At 64.7% G+C, this 23222-nt stretch carries 19 protein-coding genes; 8 read left to right on the top strand and 11 right to left on the bottom strand.

The window, feature by feature from the left end; all coding sequences use genetic code 11:
• Positions 1 to 52: 52 nt before the first annotated feature.
• The 5 genes from ACOPJ3_RS12805 to ACOPJ3_RS12825 form a co-directional block, all read right to left on the bottom strand.
• On the bottom strand, positions 53 to 1444 hold the full coding sequence (locus tag ACOPJ3_RS12805) for an aminotransferase class III-fold pyridoxal phosphate-dependent enzyme (RefSeq protein WP_427869554.1): 1392 nt from the start codon (positions 1442 to 1444) through the stop codon (positions 53 to 55).
• Positions 1431 to 2801, bottom strand: coding sequence for an acetyl-CoA carboxylase biotin carboxylase subunit (accC, locus tag ACOPJ3_RS12810; RefSeq protein WP_427869555.1), 1371 nt, complete (start codon positions 2799 to 2801; stop codon positions 1431 to 1433). Before accC ends, ACOPJ3_RS12805 begins: the two co-directional genes overlap by 14 nt.
• Entirely contained in the window at positions 2798 to 3358 is a 561-nt protein-coding gene (locus tag ACOPJ3_RS12815; RefSeq protein ID WP_427869556.1) for an acetyl-CoA carboxylase biotin carboxyl carrier protein, read from the bottom strand. The genes accC and ACOPJ3_RS12815 overlap by 4 nt, the downstream gene beginning before the upstream one ends.
• 3 nt (positions 3359 to 3361) lie before the next feature.
• The gene (locus tag ACOPJ3_RS12820; protein ID WP_427869557.1) at positions 3362 to 4912 is read right to left on the bottom strand and encodes a pyruvate carboxylase subunit B; all 1551 of its coding nucleotides are present in this window, start codon (positions 4910 to 4912) and stop codon (positions 3362 to 3364) included.
• Between the two features lie 62 nt (positions 4913 to 4974).
• Positions 4975 to 6030, bottom strand: a complete 1056-nt coding sequence (locus ACOPJ3_RS12825; protein WP_427869558.1) for a hypothetical protein — start codon at positions 6028 to 6030, stop codon at positions 4975 to 4977.
• A 316-nt stretch (positions 6031 to 6346) separates the two neighbouring features.
• Between ACOPJ3_RS12825 and ACOPJ3_RS12830 the strand changes: the two genes are divergently transcribed.
• Positions 6347 to 6865: an Lrp/AsnC family transcriptional regulator gene (locus ACOPJ3_RS12830; RefSeq protein WP_427869559.1), complete on the top strand. Its 519-nt coding sequence runs from the start codon at positions 6347 to 6349 to the stop codon at positions 6863 to 6865.
• 86 nt (positions 6866 to 6951) lie between these two features.
• Here ACOPJ3_RS12830 and ACOPJ3_RS12835 read toward each other — a convergent pair whose 3' ends face one another.
• Together ACOPJ3_RS12835 and ACOPJ3_RS12840 are read right to left on the bottom strand one after the other, a co-directional pair.
• Positions 6952 to 8070 carry an alcohol dehydrogenase catalytic domain-containing protein gene (locus ACOPJ3_RS12835; protein WP_427869560.1) on the bottom strand — a complete coding sequence of 373 codons (1119 nt, stop codon included), beginning with the start codon at positions 8068 to 8070 and terminating at the stop codon, positions 6952 to 6954.
• A gap of 29 nt (positions 8071 to 8099) precedes the next feature.
• A complete protein-coding gene (locus ACOPJ3_RS12840) occupies positions 8100 to 9566 on the bottom strand; it encodes an APC family permease (RefSeq protein ID WP_427869561.1) in 1467 nt (488 codons plus the stop codon).
• 148 nt (positions 9567 to 9714) lie between these two features.
• Here ACOPJ3_RS12840 and ACOPJ3_RS12845 point away from each other — a divergent pair, with 148 nt between their 5' ends.
• Positions 9715 to 11226, top strand: coding sequence for a PucR family transcriptional regulator (locus tag ACOPJ3_RS12845; RefSeq protein ID WP_427869562.1), 1512 nt, complete (start codon positions 9715 to 9717; stop codon positions 11224 to 11226).
• 369 nt (positions 11227 to 11595) lie between these two features.
• A complete protein-coding gene (locus tag ACOPJ3_RS12850) occupies positions 11596 to 12828 on the top strand; it encodes an IS30 family transposase (protein ID WP_427869563.1) in 1233 nt (410 codons plus the stop codon).
• Between the two features lie 296 nt (positions 12829 to 13124).
• Here the strand turns inward: ACOPJ3_RS12850 and ACOPJ3_RS12855 are convergent, their stop codons facing one another.
• Positions 13125 to 14846: a response regulator receiver domain gene (locus ACOPJ3_RS12855; RefSeq protein ID WP_427869564.1), complete on the bottom strand. Its 1722-nt coding sequence runs from the start codon at positions 14844 to 14846 to the stop codon at positions 13125 to 13127.
• On the bottom strand, positions 14843 to 17755 hold the full coding sequence (locus ACOPJ3_RS12860) for an ATP-binding protein (RefSeq protein WP_427869565.1): 2913 nt from the start codon (positions 17753 to 17755) through the stop codon (positions 14843 to 14845). Before ACOPJ3_RS12860 ends, ACOPJ3_RS12855 begins: the two co-directional genes overlap by 4 nt.
• Positions 17756 to 17898: 143 nt before the next feature.
• Between ACOPJ3_RS12860 and ACOPJ3_RS12865 the strand changes: the two genes are divergently transcribed.
• A complete protein-coding gene (locus tag ACOPJ3_RS12865) occupies positions 17899 to 18960 on the top strand; it encodes a DNA cytosine methyltransferase (protein WP_427869566.1) in 1062 nt (353 codons plus the stop codon).
• Positions 18961 to 19012: 52 nt separating this feature from the next.
• On the top strand, positions 19013 to 19714 hold the full coding sequence (locus ACOPJ3_RS12870; RefSeq protein WP_427869567.1) for a hypothetical protein: 702 nt from the start codon (positions 19013 to 19015) through the stop codon (positions 19712 to 19714).
• Between the two features lie 143 nt (positions 19715 to 19857).
• On the opposite strand, the gene ACOPJ3_RS12875 is transcribed toward ACOPJ3_RS12870, so the two are convergent.
• The gene (locus tag ACOPJ3_RS12875; protein ID WP_427869568.1) at positions 19858 to 20286 is read right to left on the bottom strand and encodes a very short patch repair endonuclease; all 429 of its coding nucleotides are present in this window, start codon (positions 20284 to 20286) and stop codon (positions 19858 to 19860) included.
• A gap of 185 nt (positions 20287 to 20471) precedes the next feature.
• On the opposite strand from ACOPJ3_RS12875, the gene ACOPJ3_RS12880 reads away from it, so the two are divergent.
• On the top strand, positions 20472 to 20744 hold the full coding sequence (locus ACOPJ3_RS12880; RefSeq protein ID WP_427869569.1) for a hypothetical protein: 273 nt from the start codon (positions 20472 to 20474) through the stop codon (positions 20742 to 20744).
• A gap of 275 nt (positions 20745 to 21019) precedes the next feature.
• On the top strand, positions 21020 to 21469 hold the full coding sequence (locus ACOPJ3_RS12885; RefSeq protein ID WP_427871231.1) for a tyrosine-type recombinase/integrase: 450 nt from the start codon (positions 21020 to 21022) through the stop codon (positions 21467 to 21469).
• 19 nt (positions 21470 to 21488) lie between these two features.
• On the opposite strand, the gene ACOPJ3_RS12890 is transcribed toward ACOPJ3_RS12885, so the two are convergent.
• Positions 21489 to 22681, bottom strand: a protein-coding gene (locus ACOPJ3_RS12890) for an IS3 family transposase (protein ID WP_427871232.1) whose coding sequence is annotated in 2 segments (ribosomal slippage) — positions 21489 to 22394 and positions 22397 to 22681 — 1191 coding nt in all. Because the reading frame shifts where the segments join, the coding sequence is not laid out codon by codon here.
• A 76-nt stretch (positions 22682 to 22757) separates the two neighbouring features.
• Between ACOPJ3_RS12890 and ACOPJ3_RS12895 the strand changes: the two genes are divergently transcribed.
• Complete coding sequence (locus ACOPJ3_RS12895) at positions 22758 to 23168, top strand: hypothetical protein (RefSeq protein ID WP_427869570.1); 411 nt, start codon at positions 22758 to 22760, stop codon at positions 23166 to 23168.
• Positions 23169 to 23222: the final 54 nt, after the last annotated feature.

Raw genomic sequence — 23222 nt, forward strand, 5'->3', positions numbered from 1 at the left:
GTCCCAGTCTCGATCGCCAACTTCCGGCGGCCAATGCAGCGAGCCGATCCCCTCACCCCCGCTCCGCCCCCACGCTCCGGATCCCGTCGATGATCACCTGCAGCGCGTCGCGGAAGAGTGCGGGCTCCATCACCACGGGCGGCAGGAGCCGGATCACGCTCTCGTGCACCCCGTTCGTCAGGGCCAGCACCCCGTTCGCGTGGCAGTACTCGGTGACCGCCCTCGCGCGGGCCGGTGCGGGCTCGAGCGTCTCCTCGTCGCCGAACTCGATGCCGATCATGCCGCCGCGGCCGCGCACGTCGATCACTCCGACGCCGGTTCCGAGCAGCGGCCGGAGCATCTCGGCGGCGATCTCGCCCATCTCGCTCGCCTGCTCGAGCACGCGCCCCGCGTCGATCTGCTCGAACACGGCGAGCGCCGCCTCGCACGACAGCGGGTTGCCGGCGTAGGTGCCGCCGAGGCCGGCCGAGTGAATCGCGTCCATGATCTCCGCGGGGCCGGTCACCGAGCTCAGCGGCATCCCGTTCGCCAGCGCCTTCGCCGCGACCAGCAGGTCGGGCACGACGCCCTCGTGCTCGATCGCCCAGACCTTCCCGGTGCGCACCATGCCGCTCTGCACCTCGTCGGCGATCAGCAGAATGCCGTACTCATCGGCGATTTCTCGCAGGCCGGCTAGGAAGCCGGGGATCGGGAGCATGCAGCCGGCCTCGCCGAGGATCGGCTCGATGATGATGCCCGCGAATGTCGAGGGGTCGTTCTCGATCAGGATCTCGCGCACGCGAGCGAGGCTCGGGCCGTGATCGTCCGCGGAGGAGCGCGGCGACGTGGGAACGGGGGCGTGCACCACGTCGCGCGAGAACGGCCCGAAGCCGGTCTTGTAGGGCTTCGCCTTCGAGGTGAGCGACATCGTCAGGTGCGTGCGGCCGTGGTAGGCGCCGTCGAACGCCAGGAACTTGCTGCGCCCGGTCACGAAGCGGGCGATCTTCGCCGCGTTCTCGTTGCCCTCGGCGCCGGTGGTGAAGAGCGCGGTGCGCTTCTCGTAGTCGCCCGGCGTGTGCTCGTTGAGCCACCGGCACACGTCGACGAAGCTTTGGTACTCCGTTGTCATGAAGCAGGTGTGGGTGAAGCGATCGAGCTGCGCCACGAGCCGCTCGCGCACCCGCGCGTTCGAGGCCCCGAGCGAGGTCGGCCCGAGCCCCGAGGCGAGATCGATGATGCGGTTGCCGTCGACGTCGAGCAGGATCCCGCCGTCTGCGCGCTCGATGAAGACGGGGAGCTGCGCCCCGAATCCATTCGAGACCTGCGCGCGGCGATCCACCATCATCGCGCGCGAGCGCGGGCCCGGGATCTCGGTCTCGAGGTGCCGCTGCTGCGGCAGCGGCACGAGCGGCGGGATCGCTGCGGGGCCGGGCCCCGCAGCCATTGCGGTCTCAGACGTGTGCATGCTCTCGCTCCTCCAGGAAGTCGGCGATGAAGCCGGTGTTGAACGCTCCGCTTCGGAACTGCGCACTGTCGAGCACCTCGCGGTGGAATCCCGCGGTGGTGATCAGGCCTTCGATGCGCAGCTCCTCGAGCGCCCTCAGCGCCCGGTCGATGGCCTCGTCGCGATCCTGCCCCCAGCAGATGAGCTTGCCGATCATCGAGTCGTAGAACGGCGGGATGGTGGACCCGGCTTCGATGTGGCTGTCGAGCCGCACGCCGAAGCCGCCCGGAGCGCGGAACTCGCGAATCGTGCCGGGGTTCGGCGCGAAGTCCCGGTCGGCGTCCTCGGCGTTGATCCGGCACTCGATCGCGTGGCCCCGCACCAGCACGTCCTCCTGGCGAAGCTCGATCGCGCCGCCTCCGGCGATCTGCAGCTGCAGCTTGATGAGGTCGATCCCGGTCACCATCTCCGACACCGGGTGCTCGACCTGGATGCGCGTGTTCATCTCGATGAAGTAGTACTCGCCGGTCGTGTTGTCGAACACGAACTCGACGGTGCCGGCGTTCGTGTAGCCGACCTCCTCGCAGAGCGCTACGGCGGCGCGGGAGAGCCCCTCGCGGGCGGCCGCGTCGAGCGCGGGCGACGGCGCCTCCTCGACGAGCTTCTGGTTGCGGCGCTGCGCCGTGCAGTCCCGCTCGCCGAGGTGCAGGGTCGTGGTGCCGTCTGAGATCACCTGGATCTCGATGTGGCGGATGTCGGTGAGGTAGCGCTCGATATAGACGGACGGATCGCCGAACGCGACCTCCGCCTCCGCCATGATGGCGGCGAGATCGCTCGCGAGGGTCTCCGCGGTCTCGACGACGCGCAGGCCACGCCCGCCGCCGCCGGCCGCGGCCTTGATGAGCAGCGGAAAGCCGACCTGCTCGGCCACGCGGAACGCCTCCTCGGGGTCCGCGATCGCGCCGTCAGACCCCGGAACCGTCGGCACGCCCGCGCGGCGGGCGATCTTCTTCGCCTCGATCTTGTCGCCCATCCGCCGGATCACCTCGGCGGCCGGGCCCACGAAACCGACGCCCTCGGCCTCGCAGAGCGCGACGAAGTCGGCGTTCTCCGACATGAAGCCGTAGCCGGGGTGAATCGCATCGGCCCCGCTCGCCTGCGCGGCCGAGATCACGGCCTCGGCGTTGCGGTAGCTCAGGTTCACCTGGGCCGGGCCGATGCAGATCGTCTGGTCGGCGAGCCGCACCGGGAGCGAATCGCGATCGGCCTCGGAGTGCACCAGGATGCTGCGGATCCCGAGCTCGCGGCAGGCGCGGATCACGCGCAGCGCGATCTCTCCCCGGTTCGCGATCAGCACGCTCGAGAGCGCGCCGCTCACGATGCGTCCTTCTTGATGACCACGAGGGGCTGGCCGTACTCAACGAGGGACTCGTTCTCGACCAGGATCCGCACGACGCTGCCGTGCACACCGGCCTCGATGTTATTCATGAGCTTCATCACCTCGACGATGCCCAGCACCGTGTTCGGCTGCACGCGGTCCCCCACCGAGACGAACGCCGGGGCCCCCGGCTGCGGCGCAGCGTAGAACGCGCCGACCATCGGCGCCGCGACGATCACCTCGTCGTCGGCCGCAACCGCAGCATCGACCGCGGCATCGGCCGCGGCGCCGGTGGGCTTCGGCTGCTCGGGTGCCGGATCCGGATCCGGAGCGGCCGAAGCGGCGACCGGCGCCGGTACGGTGGGGGCCGCGGCGGGGGCCGCGGCCGGGGGCGGAGCCGCGGCCGGCTCGCGCAGCGATCCGCCGGAGTCCGCATTGCGCGAGACGTGCAGCTCGACGTCGCCGAACTTGAGCGACAGCTCGCGAACGTCTTCGGCGACGTTCACCCAGTCGATGATCGCCTTGAGTTCCTTCATATCGGGGGCGCTATCAGTCATGATCTACTCTCCTTTAACCGTTGCGATCCGGGGATCTTTGTCAATGGCGATCCGCAGATCGCCGCTCGTGAGCACCTGCCGGCCGGCCGGGGTGCTGTCGTACAGCGCGGTGATGAGGTCGAGCGTCGGCGTGCGCGCCCCGTCCGCCGTGATGCCCTCGGCCACGGCCTTCTTCATCTCGTCCACCTGGGTTCCCGCGAACTGTGCGCGGAGCAGCCACAGGTCGATGTCCTCGTCGGGATACCGCTCCCGCAGTGACGGCAGCATCGGCTCGAGCGGTGCCGGCATCTCGGGGATGTTCGCCGAGCCGTTCGCGAGGATCTTCTCGAGCGCCTCCGGATCGAGGGGCGCGAGCGGCGTGCCGTAGTAGCCCAGCGCGTACTTCTTCACCTCGTTGGGCACGACGCGGTATCGCTCGCCCGACATGACGTTCATCACCGCCTGCGTTCCGACATGCTGCGCGAAGGGCGTGATCATGATCGGGTAGGCGAGCTCGGCCCGCACCCTGGCGACCTCCTGCATCAGCTCGTCGAAGCGATCGGCGAGCCCCGCGGCCTCGAGCTGCGACTGGAAGTTCGACAGCATGCCGCCAGGGGTCTGGTGCATGTAGTGCATCCCGGTGTACTCGTGCGGCACGCCGACCGGCTTGCCCTCGTCCTCAGCGATCTTTGCGATCTTCTGGCTGATCTCGGCGACGCGATCGTCATCGACGTTGACGGTGTAGCCCAGCGCGCGCAGATCGCGAACCGTGCCCTGGGTCGAGGGCTGCCCGTTGCCCGACGCGAGCGGGGCGATCGAGGTGTGCAGCGAGTCGGCGCCGAGCTCGACGGCCTCGAGGCAGACGAGCGGGGCGAGCCCGGTGAGGCTGTGCGTGTGCACCTCGAGGGGGCGATCCCCGATCACGGATTTCAGCGCAGGCACGAGCGTTCGAATGCGGTCGGGGGTGAGCAGGCCGCCCGCGTCCTTGAGCATGATCCGGTCGACATCGGCCTGCTCGATGAGCTCCTGGGCCTTGGCGACGAAGAGCTCATCGGTGTGCACCGGCGACTCGCAGAAGGAGACCGCCCCGAAGGTCTCGGCGCCGAGCCGCTTTGCCTGCCGCAGGGCCGTCGAGATGTTGGCGACATCGTTCAGGCCGTCGAAGGCGCCGATCACCCGGAAGCCGTTCGCGACGAGGCGGTCGACCCAGGCCTCGATCACGTCGTCGGGCAGGAAGTCGAAGGTGGCGAGGTTCTTCGAGCGGATGAGCGCCCGGAACTTCGTGTTCGGCGCGTGCTCGTGCATGAGCCGCACCCGCTCCCACGGGTCCTCCTTCAGGTAGCGCACGGCCACATCGAACTGGATCGGCGCGACGAGGTCGACGTGCTCGAAGCCGGCCGCGTCGAACTCCTCGACCATCGAGAGCATGTGCTCGGTGCGCATGCGCGTCGCCCAGAGGCTCTGGTGGCCGTCGCGCAGCGTGGTGTCGATGATCTTCACCTCGCGGCGGCTGCCCGGGGGCCTGCCGCCTCGGCTCATCACCTCAGCGATGTTCACCTGCGTGTGTGTGGTCATGCTCTGCAGCTCCTTTGCTCGGCTTCGGTGGTGGTCACTCGGTTACTGTCGTTCGTTTCGGATCAGCGCGGGCCGCGATCCGGCGCCGCGGTCCCGGCGAACTTCTTCACGGCGAACTTCTTCACGGGGACATCGGCCATGGTCAGCAGGCCGGGCGCAAGGCTCCCGAGCGACGGGATGACGTTGCTGGCAACCGCGACGGTCGACTCGTAGCTGTCGATTCGGCCGCTCGTGAGCTCGAGCGCGTGCTCGCCGCTCTCGATCCGCCAGCTGTCTCCCTCGGGGAAGGGATCCCCGGTCTCGAAAATGCCGAAGTCGATCGCGGCGTCGATCACGGTCCGGCCGCGCACGATCCCCCGCACGGAGTGCCGCAGCACCGCGATCGTGCCGCTCGGCAGGGTGAGGTGCGAGGTCGCTCGCGGGTGCTCGGTCAGCAGCACCGGCTCCGGATCGTCGACCACGATCTCGTCGAGCTCCCAGCCGAGGCCGTCGGCGAGCGCCGCGACGGACTCCCGGAAGCCGACGTGGCCGATCACCTTCCCGGCCTCGCGGGCGTCGGCGAACTCCGCGGCGGTGAGGCCGAAGCCGAACTTCGGGAGGATGCCCCCGTATCCGGACATCTCGGCGGTTCGGCGCATAATCACGCGCGTCACCTCGCCCGTGAGGCTGCTGAGCAGCAGCGGCAGCGTATCGAGCAGGATCCCCGGGTTGCAGCCTGTGCCGAGGACGGTCAGCCCGAGCTCCCGTGCCCGGGTGTCCAGGCGGCTCGCGATGGGCGCATGGTCGGTGAATCCGAAGCCCAGCTGCTCGCAGATGCTGACGACGTGCATGCCCCGATCGAGGAGTTCGAGGATGATCGGCTCGACCTCCGCGATGAACGACGTCGTCGCGACGAAGGCGATGTCGGCGTTCGGCGCTTCGTCCAGGGCCGAAGTGACCCGCGTGCCCGCGCTCGCCCCGGGGAGGACCGAGGCGAGCTCGACGCCGGCGCGGCTCGGCGAGAGATCGACCGCGCCCACGATCTCACAGGAATCGGCGGCCGCGAGGCTGGCGCCGACGGCGCGGCCGACGGATCCGAGGCCCACGAGCAGCACCCTTGGACGGTTCTCAGCGTGCACAATTGCTCCTTTGCGGTTGCGGAATTCACGATCGATGGCGATCGATGCGGGCGCACCGGCGTGAGGCGGGTGCGGCCGGTGAAAGAGGAACTCCGTGCGACCGAATCAGCGAGCCTGGGAACGCGGTGCGCCTTCCGCCCCAGCGCCTTTTCGTGTCGGAATTGCCTTGACTCAAGTGTACGATCGACGTCGAAAAATTCTCAGGGATGCGCGAATATCGCTTAGAAATTTGCGATACTGATGGGAGATAGAAATTTCTTCGATTCGGCCGCAACCGGGTCGGCCTCAGTCAAATTATTTTCGGGAGCCCGCCACCATGAATACGTTCCCCCCGAACTCCCGCTCGCTCGATCCGATCGACGAGAAGATCGTCTGGGAGCTGCGTCGCGACGCAAGGATCAGCAACAACGAGCTCGCCGCGCGCGTGAACGTCGCGCCGTCCACGGCGCTGACCCGCCTCCGAGCGCTCCGCGAATCCGGCGTCATCGTCTCCTCCCACGCGCAGTACGACATGACCGCGCTCGGCCTGGACCTGCACGCGATCGTCTTCATCCGCCTCAAGCCGGGCGCGCAGAGCAGCAGCCGGGAGTATGCGGAGCGCGCCGTGAAGTTCATCAACGTGGTGAACGTCTTCCTGATGGGCGGCAGCTACGACCTGCTCGTGCACGTCGCATGCACGTCGAGCAGCCAGCTGCAGGAGCTCGTCGCACAGCAGATCGCCGCCGATCCCGTGGTGGCCTCGGCGCAGGCGCACATCGTCTTCGAGCACCTCATCGCCGCCCAGCACATGGACCACGTCGACGGCTTTCCCGTCATGCGCGGCGAACGCGAATAAGCTCATCCCCCGCGCGAAACCACGCGCGGGGGATGAGCTAATGTCGGGGCGGTTGCGAACCGCCGGCGGCTACGAACCGCCGGCGGCTACGGGATCAGCAGCGTGCGCAGCACACCACCGCCTTGGAGCTCGTTGAGCGCATCCGCCGCGTCCTCGAGCGACCTGCGGCCCGAGATCAGCGGGTCGAGCTTCAGCTGGCCGTCCATGTACCGGTCGACGAGCGCGGGGATGTCGATCGAGGGGCGCACCGAGCCGTAGTTCGAGCCGAGGATGCGCTGATCCGCCTCCGCCAGCACGAGGGGCTCGAAGGAGGCCTTCGCCCCGGTCGGGGGCAGGCCGACGATCACGGCGGCACCGCCGAGGCCCAGCATCTGGATCGCCTGCTCCGTGGTGAAGGTGCGGCCGATGGCGTCGAACGCGTAGTCGACGCCGTCCGGCAGCAGGGCGAGGAGCTGCTCGACCGAGTCGCCGGCCGACGCGTCGATGCGATCCGTCGCACCGAACTGCAGCGCCGTGGCGGTCTTCTCGGCCACGACATCGATGGCGATGATCCGCTCTGCGCCGGCGAGCTTCGCGCCCTGCACCACGTTGAGGCCGACGCCGCCGCACCCGATCACGGCGACCGTGGATCCGGGCTCGACCGCCGCCGTGTTCAGCACGGCGCCGACTCCGGTCGCGACCGCGCAGCCGACCACCGAGATCACGTCGAGCGGGGCGTCGTCTCGCACCTTGATCGCGCCGGAGGCCGGCACGACAACCTCTTCGGCGAAGGACGAGACGCCGAGGTAGTGGTGCACCTCTTCGTCCTCGCCGCCGCCCTCCCCCGCCGCGACGCTCAGCCGCGAGGTGCCGTCGAAGAGCACGCCCTGGGGCGCGACGACCGTCGCGACCTTCTGGCAGCGCGCCTCGTGCCCCTGCTGGCAGTAGCGGCACTCCCCGCACGGCGGCACCCAGCTCAGCACCACGTGGTCGCCGATCGCGAGCGAGGTGACGCCCTCGCCCAGCTCGACGACGACTCCGGATCCCTCGTGGCCCATCACCAGCGGCGTGGGCACCACCCAATCGCCCTGGCGCAGGTGCAGATCGGAGTGGCACACGCCAGCCGCGGCAATCTTCACCCGGACCTCGCCGGCCTTCGGCGCCGCGAGCTCCACCTCTTCGACCGAGACGGGGGTCTCCGTGTCTCGAAAAACGACTGCCCTCATGATGTTTCCTCTCCCTTGAATTGCATGGGTTATTTCTCCTCGTCGTGCAGCTGCGCGTAGGCCTCCGGCCGGTTGCGCTTCATGCGCACGGCCATGATCCCGCCAACGATGAATGAGATGACGAGCGCCGGCAGCAAGACCCAGATCGCTACGGGGTCGCCGATGACCAGGGTGATGTTCACCAGGGCCACCACGATGACGCCCGCGATGCAGAGTGCAGCGATCGCGGGGATCACGAGGGCCTTCATGACGGACTCGCCCCGCTTCCTGCGGAAGTAGACGATGACCGCGACGCTCGTGAGCGTCATCAGGGTCAGGAGGCCCAGGATCGCCGTGCCCGAGAACCAGGCGTAGATCTGGTCGACCGGGTGGAGCCCCGTGAAGACGACGATGAGGACCGAGGCGCCCGTGATGGCGGTGACGACGATCGAGGAGAACGAGGGCGCGCGGAACTTCGGGTTCACGGCCCCCAGCCGCTCGGGCAGCACCCGCATCGAGCCGAGCGTGAACTGATACCGCGTCAGCACATTGTGGAACGTAAGCACGCAAGCAAAGGTACTCGTGACCAGGAGGATCTGCGCCAGGTCGTGCACGACCTTGCCCGTGTACGCGATGAACAGATTCGGGGTCATGTTTTCCGTGTCGTTCGTGGCGATCTCGAGCGCCTCGCTCGCGCCCGCGCCCATGACGATCGCGAAGGCCGACAGCGCGTAGAGCCCGCCCACCAGGATCACGGTGATGTAGGTGGCGCGAGGGATCGTGCGATCGGGGTCGCGCGCCTCGTTGCGGAAGACGGCCGTCGCCTCGAAGCCGATGAAACAGAAGAGGGCGAAGAGCAGGCCGATGCTCGGGGTTCCGTCGAGGAGGCCCGCGGGGTTCAGCGCCGCTGCCGGGAAGCCCTCGGCCCCGCCCTGGACGAAGATCGACAGATTGAGGATCATGACGGCGCTCACCTCCGCGATCAGGGCGATGATCAGCACCTTCGCGCTCAGCACGATGTCGCGATACCCGAGCCAGCTCACGATGATCCAGGCCACGGCCGTCCAGATCCACCACGGGGTCGAGATATCGAAGAAGCGGGTCAGCATGCCCGAGAACGAGAGGCCGACGTAGGCGTAGAGGCCGACCTGCAGGAGGTAGTAGGAGACGAGCGCCAGGGTCGCGGAGCCGAGCCCCGGCACTCGGCCCAGGCCCGCCTGGATGTAGGAGTAGAAGGCGCCGGCGTTGCGCACGTGCTTGCTCATCGTCACGAAGCCGACGGAGAACAGCAGCAGGATCACGCCGGCCGCCGCGAAGAGCAGGGGTGCGGTGATGCTGCCGCCGAGCGCGATCACGAGGGGCGCGGTGAGGGAGACGACGGCGAGCGGCGCCGCGCCCGCGGCGACCATCGACACGATCGACCAGACGCCCAGGCCGCGATGCAGAGCGTGGTCGCTCTCCGGCTCAGACGCCGCGGCCGTGTGGCCCGCCGCGGGAGGAGATTGATTGAGGGTCATGGTTCTGGTGCCTCTCCGTTGAGTGCGGTTGATTCATCGAATGCGTCACATTCAGGTGCCTCCGATGATAGGAAGCCTCGGAGCACTCTGTCACTGCGCCAAGTGTCGATGAGATCAGACTGTCACGGCCATCCGGTACACTCGGGCCATGCCCCTGGATCTTCGCGCCATCGTTCGCGCGGTCGGCGGGGTCTGTCTGAGCTACCGGATCCCGGAGCACACTCCCGTCGACGGCGTCACCCCGCTGCACGAGTACGTCGTGGTCGGCAGCACCGACTTCGCGACCCTGCTGACTGGCCCGGTCGACGGGCTGCGGGATCGCCTGGAGGCGGGCGGCGAGGCCGCCGAGGTGACCGCCCGCGCGGTGTTCATCACGGGCGCCGACGGCCCGGAGTTGCGCGAGCTCCTCGCGGAGCACCGGATGACGGCGATCCTCGGCGCCGGGCGGCCGCCGGGGCGCGAGCCGACGGACGGCCTCACCACCGTGCGCACCTCGGTCGACTCCCAGGCCGCCTTGCACGCGAGGGTCACCGCGCTGGTCGCTGCGGACCAGGCGGCGGCGGATCGCCTCGTCACGACCGGCACCAAGGTGCTCACCCAGGTGGCGCGCCGCGGCGGCGCCACGGCGGTGATCGCCGAGCTCGCGCACCGGATCGACGGCTGGGCGGTGCTGCTCGACGCGCACGGGCAGGTGATCACGACGGCGGGGGCCGGCCGGCTGCACGTCGACGATGCCGTCGCGGTGGCGCTCGGGCGGCCGGTGCGGGTGCGCCACCCGGGCCTGCAGGTGCATCAGGTCGGCTCGGATCGGGATCTCACGGGCTATCTCGTGATCTCGTCCCGCTCGAGCGTGACGAGCCGCAACCGCGATCTGGCGTCGCAGGCCGCCGCGCTCTTCGATCTCGTCCTGCGCACCCACGATCCCTCCAGCACCGAGCGCCTGGGCCGCGAGGCCCTGATGGGCATCCTGCTCTTGGGTGGCGCCCCGGCCGCGGAGCTGCTGCGCCGCTGGGGTGTGCGCGAGGCCGAGCTCACTGCGTTCCGGATCGGAGCGAGGACGCGCACGATCGACGTTGAGCAGCTCGTGATCCGCTGGCTCGAGGAGCTCGGCGCCGAGCACATCTACGTGCGGGAGACGGGAAGCGTGAGCGGCTTCATCCCCGATGACCTCACCGCTCCCCTCGCCGCGCTCGTCTCAGGCTTCACGCCCCTGGGCAGCGGATCCGTGCATCTCGGATTCGGGCTGCCCGCACCGCTCGAGCTCCTCGGGCGCAGCGCGATCCAGGCCAGGCAGGCGTTCGAGGCGGCCCTCGAGGACGAGGAGCGAGTGCGCCGCTACACCGAGCTGCCGACCGTGAAGCTCGTGCTCGACTCGATGACCCCCGACGCGACCACACAGCTCACGGCCGCGCTCGACGCGCTCCGCGACGCCGCGGGCGAGCACGGCGAACTCGCCGAAACACTGCTGGTGTTTCTCTCCACACACGCCGGGCACCGGGCAAGCGCGGCGCGCCTGGGCATTCACCGGCAGACGCTGGCCTCCCGCATCCGCAGGATCGAGGAGCTCACCGGGCTCTCCATGGACCGACCCGATGACCGCGCGGCGGCCTGGCTCGCGCTGCGGGCGCTTGGGGTCAGTTTTGGGGCTGATGGGCGGTGAGTGTGCGTGACAGGCCTGGCTTGGCCGTCGGTTTGGTTTGTAGTCGGGCTCTTTGGCCGCAGCCCCATGAAACGCTGTGAGGCCTGATCTGGCGTGAAGATCTCCGGCATGGATTAGGTGCCAAACTCGAATCCACCCAACGGAGGTCCTTGTTCCATCACCAGCACACGCCTCACCCGCTGAACGCCGCCGCGACGCGATCTCAGTCGTTGACGGGGCCCAAGCCCCGTGTAATGCCGATCCTCGATGAACTTGATTCCGCTGTCTTGTGTTGTCCATCAGAAACAAGAGATACCCCACTGAGAAGGAGCCTGTCGAGGGCGGGTTCAGGGGATCGTGTGAACACCTTGATGGGTTAGGTGGAACTCGATGGTTCAGCAGCGGCGTACGAGGAAGATTTTTCGGTCGCAAGAGATCTTTTTTTGGGGGCGGATCCGGGCTGGGGATACTCGGCAGCAGGCGTCACTGGTGGCGGGTTTCCGTCCGGCCCATGGTGACTTCTTGTTCCGGCATGCTGGTGGGATGGTGCCAAGGCAGACCCCCGTGATTCATTCCAGGTATCTCTCGCTCCGGGAACGCGAACGCATTCTCGGGGGAGTTTCTCGGGGCGACTCGATTCGGCAGATCGCACGCGATCTGGGGAGGTCTCCCTCGACGGTGTGGAACGAGCTGCGACGTAATCGTGGCAGGGCCCCCATGTATCGGCCCAAGCGCACCACCCGCCCACCAACATCGACGGACTGGTACTCGCCCTCTTTGGCCCAACGACAAGCCGAGCGCCGGCTCGCGCGCCCGAAGCCAGGGAAACTGCAGCAGCATCCCCGGCTTGAGTTTCTGGTGGCCTCGCGCCTTAAGCTTGGGCATTCCCCGGCCCAGATAATGCAACGATTGCGTATGGACTTTCCTGACGATCCATCGATGCAGATCTCACACGAAGCGATCTACCGGTCGATTTATGTGCAGGGCAAGGGTGAGCTTCGTCGTGAGCTGGCAGGGTGCTTGCGCAGTGGCCGGGCACAACGGGTGCCCCGGGAGCGTACCCGTCAACAGCATGAGGGTCATGGCCCCGGGAAGATCCCGGGCATGGTCATGATCTCCGAACGGCCCGCCGAAGTGGAAGACCGTGCGGTTCCGGGGCATTGGGAAGGGGACCTGATCCTCGGAAAGGATGGCCGCAGTCAGATCGGCACCCTCGTGGAACGGTCGACCCGGTTCGTGATCCTGCTCCACCTGCCCAAGCGGCGAGACGCGGTCACGGTCGCGAACGAAATGATCCGACAAATGGGGCACCTCCCCGATCATCTCCGACTCTCCGTCACCTGGGACCAAGGCAAAGAACTCTCAGACCACGCCCGGATCGCACGAGAACTCGAGTTACGAGATGGCGTGTTCTTCTGCGACCCGCACTCGCCCTGGCAACGAGGCACGAACGAGAACACGAACGGACTCCTCCGCCAGTACTTCCCCAAAGGGACCAAGCTCAATGGGTACAGTCAGGACTACCTCAACGCCGTCGCCGCAGAACTCAACGGCCGCCCCCGGAAAACCCTCAACTGGCACACCCCAACAGAAGCCCTCAGTAAACTACTGCAGATCGAATAAAACACCGGTGTTCACACGACCCCCTGAACTCGCCGAGGGAGATTGCTTGGCTTATAAGAATTGAACCTGCGACCCCTTGACCCCCCAGGCAGACGGATCGAACGCTTTCCTGTACTTGACCAGGGTTTTGACGTTCCATGCGTTGCAGAGCGCGTCACGTTTTGCATGCTTTTCAGGACATTGACCACTAGATTGGCCCACTAGCTTCGAAGACACCTCTTCCTCAGAAGAGCCTTTCGAAGGAGGTTAATGGAGACTTTCCGATGCCCACCCTGCCCCGACGAGCAGCAGAGTTCTCAGCGTGCTGCCCCGCGAAGGTACTCGTACTCATCGATCCCGATACGGCCGGCCACTGTGACGACGGACTGGAGCAGCTTATGAGCCTTGTCCAGTCGTAGCGAGCCTTTCCAGTCGTATGACTCACCTGCCTGAGAATCGAAAACCCAGCGATCACCGTTCCACCTCGCACGGACGGTAAGGAGGCTTGGGTCAGGAGCGAAACGAACGAGCTCCATCTCGCTGATTTTCAAGCCAGCATGCTCAAGCGTGATGTGATCGCCGCCCTGCTCGACCACGTAGTTGAAGTTCGAGTGCCCATTCTTGAGCGGAAGAAGAGGAAATCTGGTCGACTCGGTGAGACGCACCGAGTCGCAGAGCGGTTGCAAGCAGACCCAGTACCGAACTTCTTCCACGGGGTCATCCTGAACGGATCGCATATCCGGCTCGGCTGACGCTTCTGAAGAATCTACTGAAACGACCTTGTTGGAGACGATTGCGCCAAGCTGCAGTATCGGCGGTGGCGAGCCTTGTCCTTCGAACTCGGGGTCCCTTGCCAACGAGGAGAGCATCGAGAAGCGAGAATCGATCCGTTTTGCCCCGGCTCGGATTTCCTCCTTCTCGCCAGCCAGCAGGAGCGGTGTTCTACTGATCCGCGGATGTAGCTTCCTATCCGTCTCTCTGATGCGTTCGTTTTCGTCGATACCGAGCTTGAGTGCTTTGCCCGCGATGTCCACAGGGAATTGTGCCGGGTCTGCGGCATCCGGTGTCTTCCAGTAGTAGGCGGTCTCACGTCCGGCCAAGGAGCCGTCGACATACCCGTTCACGCGTTCGTCGGTCAGCACCTCAGCTGACTCGGCAGTCAGGACAATCGCGCCGAGCTCGGTACCGACGAGGTTACGTGCGAACTGCTCGGCATCAGCTGGTGAGGTTGCCGATCTGTGCGAGATCAAAGCGGGATCTAGCTCACTGTTGAACCGGCGTAGAAGGCGGTGTGACTCATTCCGCACCGTGGCCAAGGAGTCGAGCGCGATCTCACGGAGCATGCCTTTTGCCGCGAAACCCGCAAACTCATCGACGACTCGCGTCGGCAGGTCCTTCGACGGAACGCTTTCGATCGTGCCGACCGGTACCTGGCGTTCCTTGCCAAGAACGACAACGCGAGTGGACCCAAGGTCGATAGTGTGACCGATCCGCGTTGCCGCGCCACCTTGCAGTTCCTCCCCGAGCGCGGCGCTGATCTTGTCCAGTATCGCCTCAGCATCCGCGGACCCAGTGTAGATGCAGATGAGGCGCACACGCCCTCCACCGGCGTTGTCTTCGCGGAGGATTTCCCTGATGAAGCCGAGGCTCGTCTGATCCGCCACGTTCGGCGTCGATCCTGTACGGTCACGTGGGTTTAGAACCCAATCGAGAATGACTATGTCTGATCGGCGAGCAAGCTTCTCCATGCGTTGCACGTCAGCTTCGTGCTCCCCCGGATCGGGAGCGAGCACAGCACAGTTAATGCCAAGGTCCGCGAATGCCTCAACCACGACCTCAGTATGAAACTCTTGCGGGTCCGCCAGATCGTCGAGCGTATCGAGAGCGCCGATCGGCTCGTACTCGTCGTCGATGGACTCATCTCCCAAGGTGGCTGCCTCAACGGCCTCCTCAACGACGGTGTACGCGTGATCGTCCACGACGACCACAGTCTGCAGGAACCGCAGCGCGGCGGAGTGGCTTGAGTCAAGGCTGCTCATCCATCTGCACCTTCCTCGTGCGTGAGGCGGAACACCGCCCCTGTCTCATCGGGAACCAGGTCGAGCGTCCAGCCGTCTCTTTCGAGAAGTTCACGGGCAAGCGACAGCCCCAGCCCTCGTCCCCCGCGTCGTCTGCTGAATCCTCTTTCGAAGATGGCCTCTTGGTCACGGGGCCGCACCCCCGGACCGGTGTCGCTGATCGAGGCGCCTTGTGAGTCCGCGTCAAGCGTTACCCTCCGCCGCTCCGTTGGCTCCGCGTTTATCCAATGGATAGCGTTGTCGACCAAGTTGACGAACGCAGGATAGAAAGTGCTGGGATACCCGGTGAAGGCCCACTCACGGAAGGCCTCTGTCGCCACCATCTCGACATCATGACGTTCCAGACGGTCGTTGAAGACTCCCCTCAGGAACGATTCAATCTCGTCACCGTTGATCGTGACGGCCTCACGATATAGACGTCTTTGAAGGGGCGTGAAGAGTCTTAGGTATCCATCGAGATGGGCGAACGAGGCACGCAGATCCCTGACAATTGGTTGCAGTCGCGGGGTCGACTTGGCCCAGGGCTGTAAGGCCTTTAGCCCATTCCGGACAGACCGGATGCTGGCTTCGAACTCATGACTGACGATCTGCACAGCTTGTCCGAGCTGCAGCAATTCGACGTTGCCGTCGAGTTGCTCATGAAGGTCGAGGACCTCCTCCTTGAGTAGGAGATTTTCCTCCCGCATCCCGTCGTTCTCGATGAGTGCATGCGCCTGCTCCAACAGCTGCTCAAGCACCGCGGCGTGCGATTCGGTCGCTGATCGGATCTCGGAGGCAAGACGGAGCTCTTCGGAGAATCCCGCCGTTTCAGCCTCGTCGCGTAGTTGGGAGACGACTTCGTCGAATGCGGCGAGACTGGCGTGAGCGTCGGTTGCGAGACGACCGCCGACTGCGGTCACTTGTTCCTGCACATCCGCTGCGAGCTGACGAATGCGCTGACGACCCGCATTGGAGACTGCCGTCAGTCGAGCTCTACGCTCTTTACGTTCTCGTTCGACGTCCTCGCGCCCGATCACGTCGCTCTTCGCGCTTTGGAGGATAACCTCGATCCGGTTTGCTGCGAGGGCGAGCTGTTCGTCAGCGAAAACTAGGAGCCTCTTGTATGAATGAAAGTCTCGTTCTTCGTCGCGTGATAGCGGAAGATCTGCTGGCTTCATGACGGCAATACGGTTTCGTAGTGCTTCAATGTCGTCGCTGGCAGAGCGTTCTGTCCCGATTAGGTCGGGGATCAGCTGCGACTCATCAGCCAGGCGTGCTTCTGCCCGACGGACGATCTCTTCGGTGGCGCTGCCAAGTCGCCCGGATTCGATGAAGTTGATCTTCTCATGCAACTGCTTCACGAAGCGTTCGCGTGCGATTCGCTCTGCACGCTCCCTTGCAGCGCGGACCTCCGCACGTCGTTTAAGCCGGTCGCGTTCTGTGCGCCATTCTTCGGCGGTCTCTGCTCGATTCGAGAAGAAGTTGGCCGCGAGCTGTACCAGGAATCCTTTCAGGATGTCACGAAAGTCTCGATATGCGCGGTTTTCGCGGAACCCTTCACGGCCAGCTTTTTCTTGGAGCTGTGGGTTGCGCTCGCTGTCGATCTCGATGGCGCCGAACATTCGTCGGTAGGAGAAGAAGTAAGTTCCGGCGTTGAGTGAGCGTCGTTGCTCGATTTGTAGGTAGTCGTAGTCGGAGTTTCCGTATGGAAGCACCCGGATGCCGTCTCGATAGACGTATAGTCCACCGATCTTCTCCAGCCGCTCAGTCATGCGAGCGAAGTCCTCCGCAGGGAGGCGTGAGTCGGAGGCCTGGCCCTGCACGTATCCGAACTTGATCCGGAAAGGACCGCATCCTGAGTGGTCCCCCTTTGCACCTGTCCATGATTCGACGACCTCAACGGGCTCGTTGCCATAGATGCTGATCTTGCCGCGGAACGTTCCGAACTCGTCGAACTCGCCTTCGATGGTGTGATCGGTATCTTTGAAGTCCTCAGCCTCCCAGAAGTAAGAGGAGGGGTCGATCACATCGACAGGCCCGGCTGGCTCATGACGCACGAACTCGGTATCAAAGTCGGGCTTGTTTTCCGCGGTGATCGTGTTCGTGAAACCCAGCAGGAACCGTTGGAACTCACTGACTGAATAGTCGTTCGCCTTCGCGTCGTTCACGGTCATTGCAGCATCAAGGTCATCGTGAACAGCGCTGAGCACGAACGCTGTGCCGGAGCCAGTGCCAATCCGGGGCCCGTTGAGTCGCAGATATCGAAGTATGTCCGCGTCCAGGTGTTCCAGTTCTGTGACGATGCGGGCGCGATGTTCTGCCGAGACCTTGTCGCCGAGCTTGTTGAGCGCAGCTAGAAACTCGTCTCGCATCTCGATGACGAGGTCTGGGGTGATCTCGTCTAGGCGAGCGACCTCGCGGATAGGCACGGTCACGTCTTCCAGCGTGAGACCGGGGGCTTCGAACAGTGACCATTGGATCAATGCCACAACGAACTGGTCGTCGAGCCTGTCAAGCGACCGCTGGGGCCTGGTAACGACGAGGAGCTGAGGCGCCAGGGTAGCGATCGCGAGTCGGCCGATCCCTTTCTCACCCATTTGGCGCCGCTCCGCGGTGTTGGGTGGGCGGGGGATCTTGGGAAGAACAGAGCCCTTTGCTTTACTGTCTGTGCCTACGGTCAGCCACCTCGACTCGAAGTCTTCACGCGACATCCCGACGCCATCGTCCCTGATAACCAGGACTCTTCGCTCCGGGAAGAAGTCACCCCGGACTCGGGTGGCGTAGGCATCGTAGGCGTTCTTGAAGATCTCGGACACCGCCGTGGGCACGCCAGCGATCTGCTGACGCCCGAGCATGTCCACCGATCGGGCACTGGTGCGGAACCTCGCCATCGATGCCGCCTCCCCGTTTCGCGAATCACGCCCGCGGATTCGCGGGCGTGATACCGATGCTATCGGCCGACAGTTGGCGAGCACCTTCAACACCGCCGGCGTGCCTCTATCAGTGCTAGTGTTCCGCCCCTAGAATCAGTGAAATGACAACTCTGCGCCTGATCGACCTGTTTGCGGGCGCTGGGGGAATGACGCAAGGATTCACCGAGACGGGTCTCTACTCGGTCGCGCAGGCAGTCGAGTGGGATCGTGCGGCCGCCGCCACGTATGCGGCGAACCACGGTGCCGACCATGTGCATGTTGGAGACATCACGAAATGGCGAGAAGCGGCCGATATCCCTGAGGTCGATGTAGTGATCGGTGGTCCTCCATGCCAAGGCTTCTCTGCTCTCGGGAAGCAGGACGTCCAAGATGCACGCAACCGGCTTTGGCGCGAGTACGCTTTGACGATTCGCGCCTCGCAGCCGAAGTACTTCGTGCTTGAGAACGTGACCCAGTTCCTGACCTCACCGCAGTTCCGCTCCCTCCGCCGATGGACCCACAGAGGAGGGCCGCTAAGCGACTACGCGGTGCACCCGTTCATCTTGAACGCCGCGGATTTCGGTGCGTTTCAATGCCGGCGTCGCGCAGTCGTCATCGGACGTCGCCGAGATCTCCCACGCGTCGCAATGCCCGAAGGCGACTGGACCGATCAACACCGCACCGTACGTCAGGCGCTCGAAGGCATCGAGTCCTCCGTGTCCCAGATCGAACTGCCGAGCCGAAAGCAGCGATTCGCGGGCGCCGAGTTAGCAGGCGTCTACACCAGCGAGGACCTGCACGTAACGCGTCGCTACGAGAAGATCTCGACAGACCGCTTTGCAGAGATCCCGCTGGGCGGCAACCGGTTCGATCTCCCCGACCACCTGAAAGCTAGATGCTGGATTGAACACACTACCGGTGCAGCGGACGTGATGGGCCGTCTACGCTGGGATCGCCCGTCGGTCACGATCAGGACAGAGTTCTTCAAGCCGGAGAAAGGCAGATACTTGCATCCGGTCGAAGATCGGGCTATCACCCATTTCGAAGCTGCTGTACTCCAGGGCTTCCCCCGTTCGTATCGATGGATGGGCAGCAAAGTGCAGATCGCAAAGCAGATTGGAAATGCCGTTCCCGTGCAGCTTTCAACAGCACTTGCGCGTCACATCGCGGCTTTGCCCCGCTAGCGCGAGGATGCTTCACTCGGCACTTCAACGAAACCATTGGAGGCTTGAACTGATGCCCTACCCCCTGAGCAATCGACGACGCGATCCGCGGCCTCCCGCGCAGACGATGTACTGGCCTCCCGTTCCGGCAGACCTCCTTGAACAGATCGATAACTACAGTCCCGACGATTGGGAGACACCCGACCCTGTTGTCCAACTCGTTCCTCCCTTGGACCAGATGCATGGCATAACGCCGGCCGGACGGATCTCAGTCGAGGCTGCACAGGAGGAACTGGACTGGGAACGTCAGGCTTGTGACGCGGTGGCCGCCGTGGCTCATGACGAGGACGAGTTCGAGCTTGTTATTGACGCGATTGAGTCTTACGACGTCGAGGAACCCTCGCTTCGCCCCGCGCAGTTGGCCGTAGTGGAGGAATATGATCCGCTCAGCCACGCGTCGATTGTTCCTTCTGAACTCGGAGTGGCCGCCCTCGTGCTCGCCCTCAACACGCTGGGCCTGCACACACGCGGTTCATGCCGCGGTCACCCCGACGGCTGGTCAGACGCCCCGGTTGTTTACTTTGCCGCCACGTTCGACGGCGTCCGTAGACTGGCACCACTCGTCAAGGAAATCGGCGGCGGCTTCGTCATCAATTCAGACCACCCGACCTATCTGGCCGTGGAGACCCCGTCCATCGCCCACGGTCTTGACCTTGCAGAACGGGTAATCGCTGAGGTCAGAGCACAACCAGCAGAAGACACTCGTAGGCGGTGAAACAGGCGGTTCCCCCCACCTGTTTCAGTAAGACGCTGTAAGACTCGTCTCAGCGATCGAAGAACCTAATGGTGTTTCGGTCGGCATTAGGGAGGACCGAGGCGCCTGGCCAGCGTGCAGGTCTGGATTCGTGAGTCGCAGACTCAGCCGATGCCCGAACGCCGGCTGCGCACGGACCCGACAACCCGATCAGCGACAGCCACTGGGTTCTCATGCTCCCAGAAGCGCAGCACCAGCCATCCTCTCTCTTCTAAGACCGCCGTCGTCTCGATATCTCTACTCCGGTTTCTGAGCAGTTTGGCTTCCCAGTAGTCCTTGTTCGTCGCGGGAGTCGTGGAGTGCTTGGGGCAACCGTGCCAATAGCAGCCGTCTATGAAAACGGCGGTCCGTGCCCTCGTGAACAACAAGTCAGCGGTCCGGCGCAGGTCCTTCTCCGGCCGCGCGTTGACGCGATATCGAAGACCTGCCGCGTGGACCAGACGTCTCACGGCAAGCTCGGGCTTGGTATCGCGTCCGTGATTACCTTGCATAGACTTCCGAATGGCTTCGCTCGAAGCCCAGGACTTATGCATACCCCTGAGCCTACGCCGCTAAGTCCGCATGGGACATTGCTGATCTCTTCTGTTGAACACGCGGGCTCATTGCAATTCGGTTTCGTAAGACGGGCGAACCGAAGTTGAGAAGTCTCGAGACGTAAGGCTGTCGGTTTGCAGCACTCTGGCCAGCCAGCTGGGGGGAATGCTGGATCCTCGATTTCATGAGCATTCAGTACTCCTACAATCCTCCGCAAGGCACCCGCCTCAGCACTGATGTCCATCTGCGCGGCTCCCGACTTCGTGCACGAGTGCGGTGGACCGAACCCATCACGCATCGCCGCAGAAGTCGTTCGGTCACCGTCAACAATGAGACCGAAGCCGAGAAATTCTTTGAGCTCATGCGGTCATCGTTCAAACAGAAGCTGGACCCGCTGATCACGCTGAGTGATTATGCAGGTTTGATCGGGGACGCTTCCTGCGTGGCGTCGATATGACCTCCACGGCGAGCGGCTACCGAGCTGGCCTGAGGCTTCGCGTTCTGCCCATGCTTGGCCACGTCCGCATCCGTGACCTCTCCGCTGGTATCGTGGATCGATGCATCGATGAGTGGGAAGTTCGGCACTCGCCGTCAACCGTGAAGGACACGATTGCCGCCCTCACACGGGTGCTTGACGAGGCTGTTCGTGATGAGCTCATCAGTCGCAATCCAGCACGACACCGTTCTAGCCGGAGGAGCCGGGAGCAAGGGAGGCTCGTGCCCGCCCGAGAGATGCCTTCGCCTGCGGACGTGGTGTGGATTGCGGCAGCATGTGCCGAGGTGCATCAGAGTTACTCCGACCACGTAATGCTGAGCGCGTTCCTCGCTGCGCGCACTTCAGAGGTCGCAGGCCTGTTGGTCAGGGATGTGGATTGGGAGAACGGGGTCGTCGTGATCGAGCGCCAGTGTTTCCCCGGAACCGGCGGGCTGAGCGCCAAAGCGCCAAAAGGGCGTCGTGCGCGGCTTGTGCCCATTATCGATCCGGTTGCACCGGTGTTGCGACGGCTCACGACGCAACGTCGTCGCAACGCGCCCCTGTTGCGGGGTCCGCGTGGAGGTGTTATCACGACTGCAGCGTTGCGGAACGCAACCGGCTGGGATGAACTGGTTGCATCGCTGGGGTTGCCTGGGTTGCGCCGTCACGATCTGCGGCATGCGGGTGCAACCAGGGGTCTGCTGTAGGAACAGGTGACAGTTCTTGTTAGGCCGCGAGGGCCAGGTTCTTGTTCATGATGGTCTCGAACTCGACGGGCGTCAAACGTCCGAGGCGGGGTTGCCGGCGACGGCGGTGGTAGGTGCGTTCGATCCAGGTCACGATCGCGATCCGCAGCTCTTCACGGGTGGCCCAGGAGCGGCGGTTGAGGACGTTCTTCTGCAGCAGGCTGAAGAAGGATTCCATGGCGGCGTTGTCGCCGCAGGACGCGACTCTGCCCATCGACCCGACCAGCCGGTGGCGGGTCAACGCGCGACGAAACTTCCGACTTCGGAACTGAGAGCCGCGGTCCGAATGCACGATGCAGCCGGCGATGTTACCGCGCAGCTGGGCCGCGTTCTCCAGCGCCTGGACGGCGAGACGGGACTTCATCCGCGAGTCGATCGAGTAGCCGACGATCCGACCGGAGCAGGCGTCTTTGATCGCGCAGAGGTAGAGCTTGCCCTCCGCGGTCCGGTGCTCGGTGATGTCCGTCAGCCACAGTTCGTTCGGCGCCTCAGCGGCGAACACGTGCCGGCTGCGGCCCTTCTCGTCGGTGACGACGCAGAGATCGTCGTGCACGGCGGGCCCGGGCTTCTTCCCGCCCCGGCCGCGCTTCTTGCCGAACACGGACCACCAGCCGTTCGTCGACGTGATCCGCCACGCTGTCCGATCCGACATGGGCTGCCCGGCCTCACGAGCCTCGTCTGCGAGGAGCCGGTGTCCGAACTCCGGGTCATCACGGTGCGCGTCGAACAGGGCGTTCGCGCGATGCGCCTCGTCGAGCTCCCGATCCGTGACCGGGTGCGCAAGCCAGCGGTAGTAGGGCTGACGGGAGAGCTTGAGGACCCGGCACGACACCACCACGGGAATCCCGTCAGCGGCGAGCTCTTTCACGAGCGGGTAACTCATTTTCCCGGCAGATGCGCCTGCGCGAAATACGCCGCCGCACGCCGCAGCACCTCGTTCTCCTGCTCCAACAGCCGGTTCCGTTTCCGCAACTCCCGCAACTCCGCCGAATCCGTCGAGGTCACCCCAGGACGGTTGCCGTCCTCGACATCAGCGGCGCGCAGCCAGTTCTGCAGACAGCTCTCACTGATCCCGAAATCGGTCGCGACCTGCTTGACAGTCACGCCGGCTTCTCGAGCACGGGCAACGCGAACGACATCGTCGCGGAACTCACGGGGAAACGGCTTGGGCATGATGACATCCTCCCAGCAGCGCCACACGGCACCACAGATCAGGTGTCACCTGTTCCTACAGCAGACCCAAGAAACAGTGGCTGCAATTCTCTATGAGGCGGGCGTTACTACGCTGCCGGAGGCCCGAGGCAAGATGGCGGGCGAGAAGGAAAACGCACTACGGAAGCTCGCTGGCTTTTATCGACCGCACGTGAATGGTGCGGGGACGGCGGAGTTGTTAGATACGGCAGTTGCAGCTTTCAGAAAGGCGAGAGAGCAGGTACGCAACAAGCTCTCCCATGCACACCCGCACACGGCAGGCAAGGATGTTGAAGGCAATTATCTGCCAGGGCTGGGCTACACCGTACGGGATGGCAGTTCGTGGGAAACACTGTCGCGCACGCCTGGGGACCTGCTTGATCTCGCCGTCGAGATCGAGATGTCAATCAGTACATTGAGTGACGCGCGGCGAGCTGTTCGTGACCTGCCGGTGTCGAAGCTGGTCTAGAAGCAAAAGAAGAACCCCTCGATCGAGATGATCAAGGGGTTCTTCTCTTGGCCG

Source organism: Leucobacter luti (genome assembly GCF_050310065.1).
GTDB lineage: Bacteria > Actinomycetota > Actinomycetes > Actinomycetales > Microbacteriaceae > Leucobacter > Leucobacter luti_B.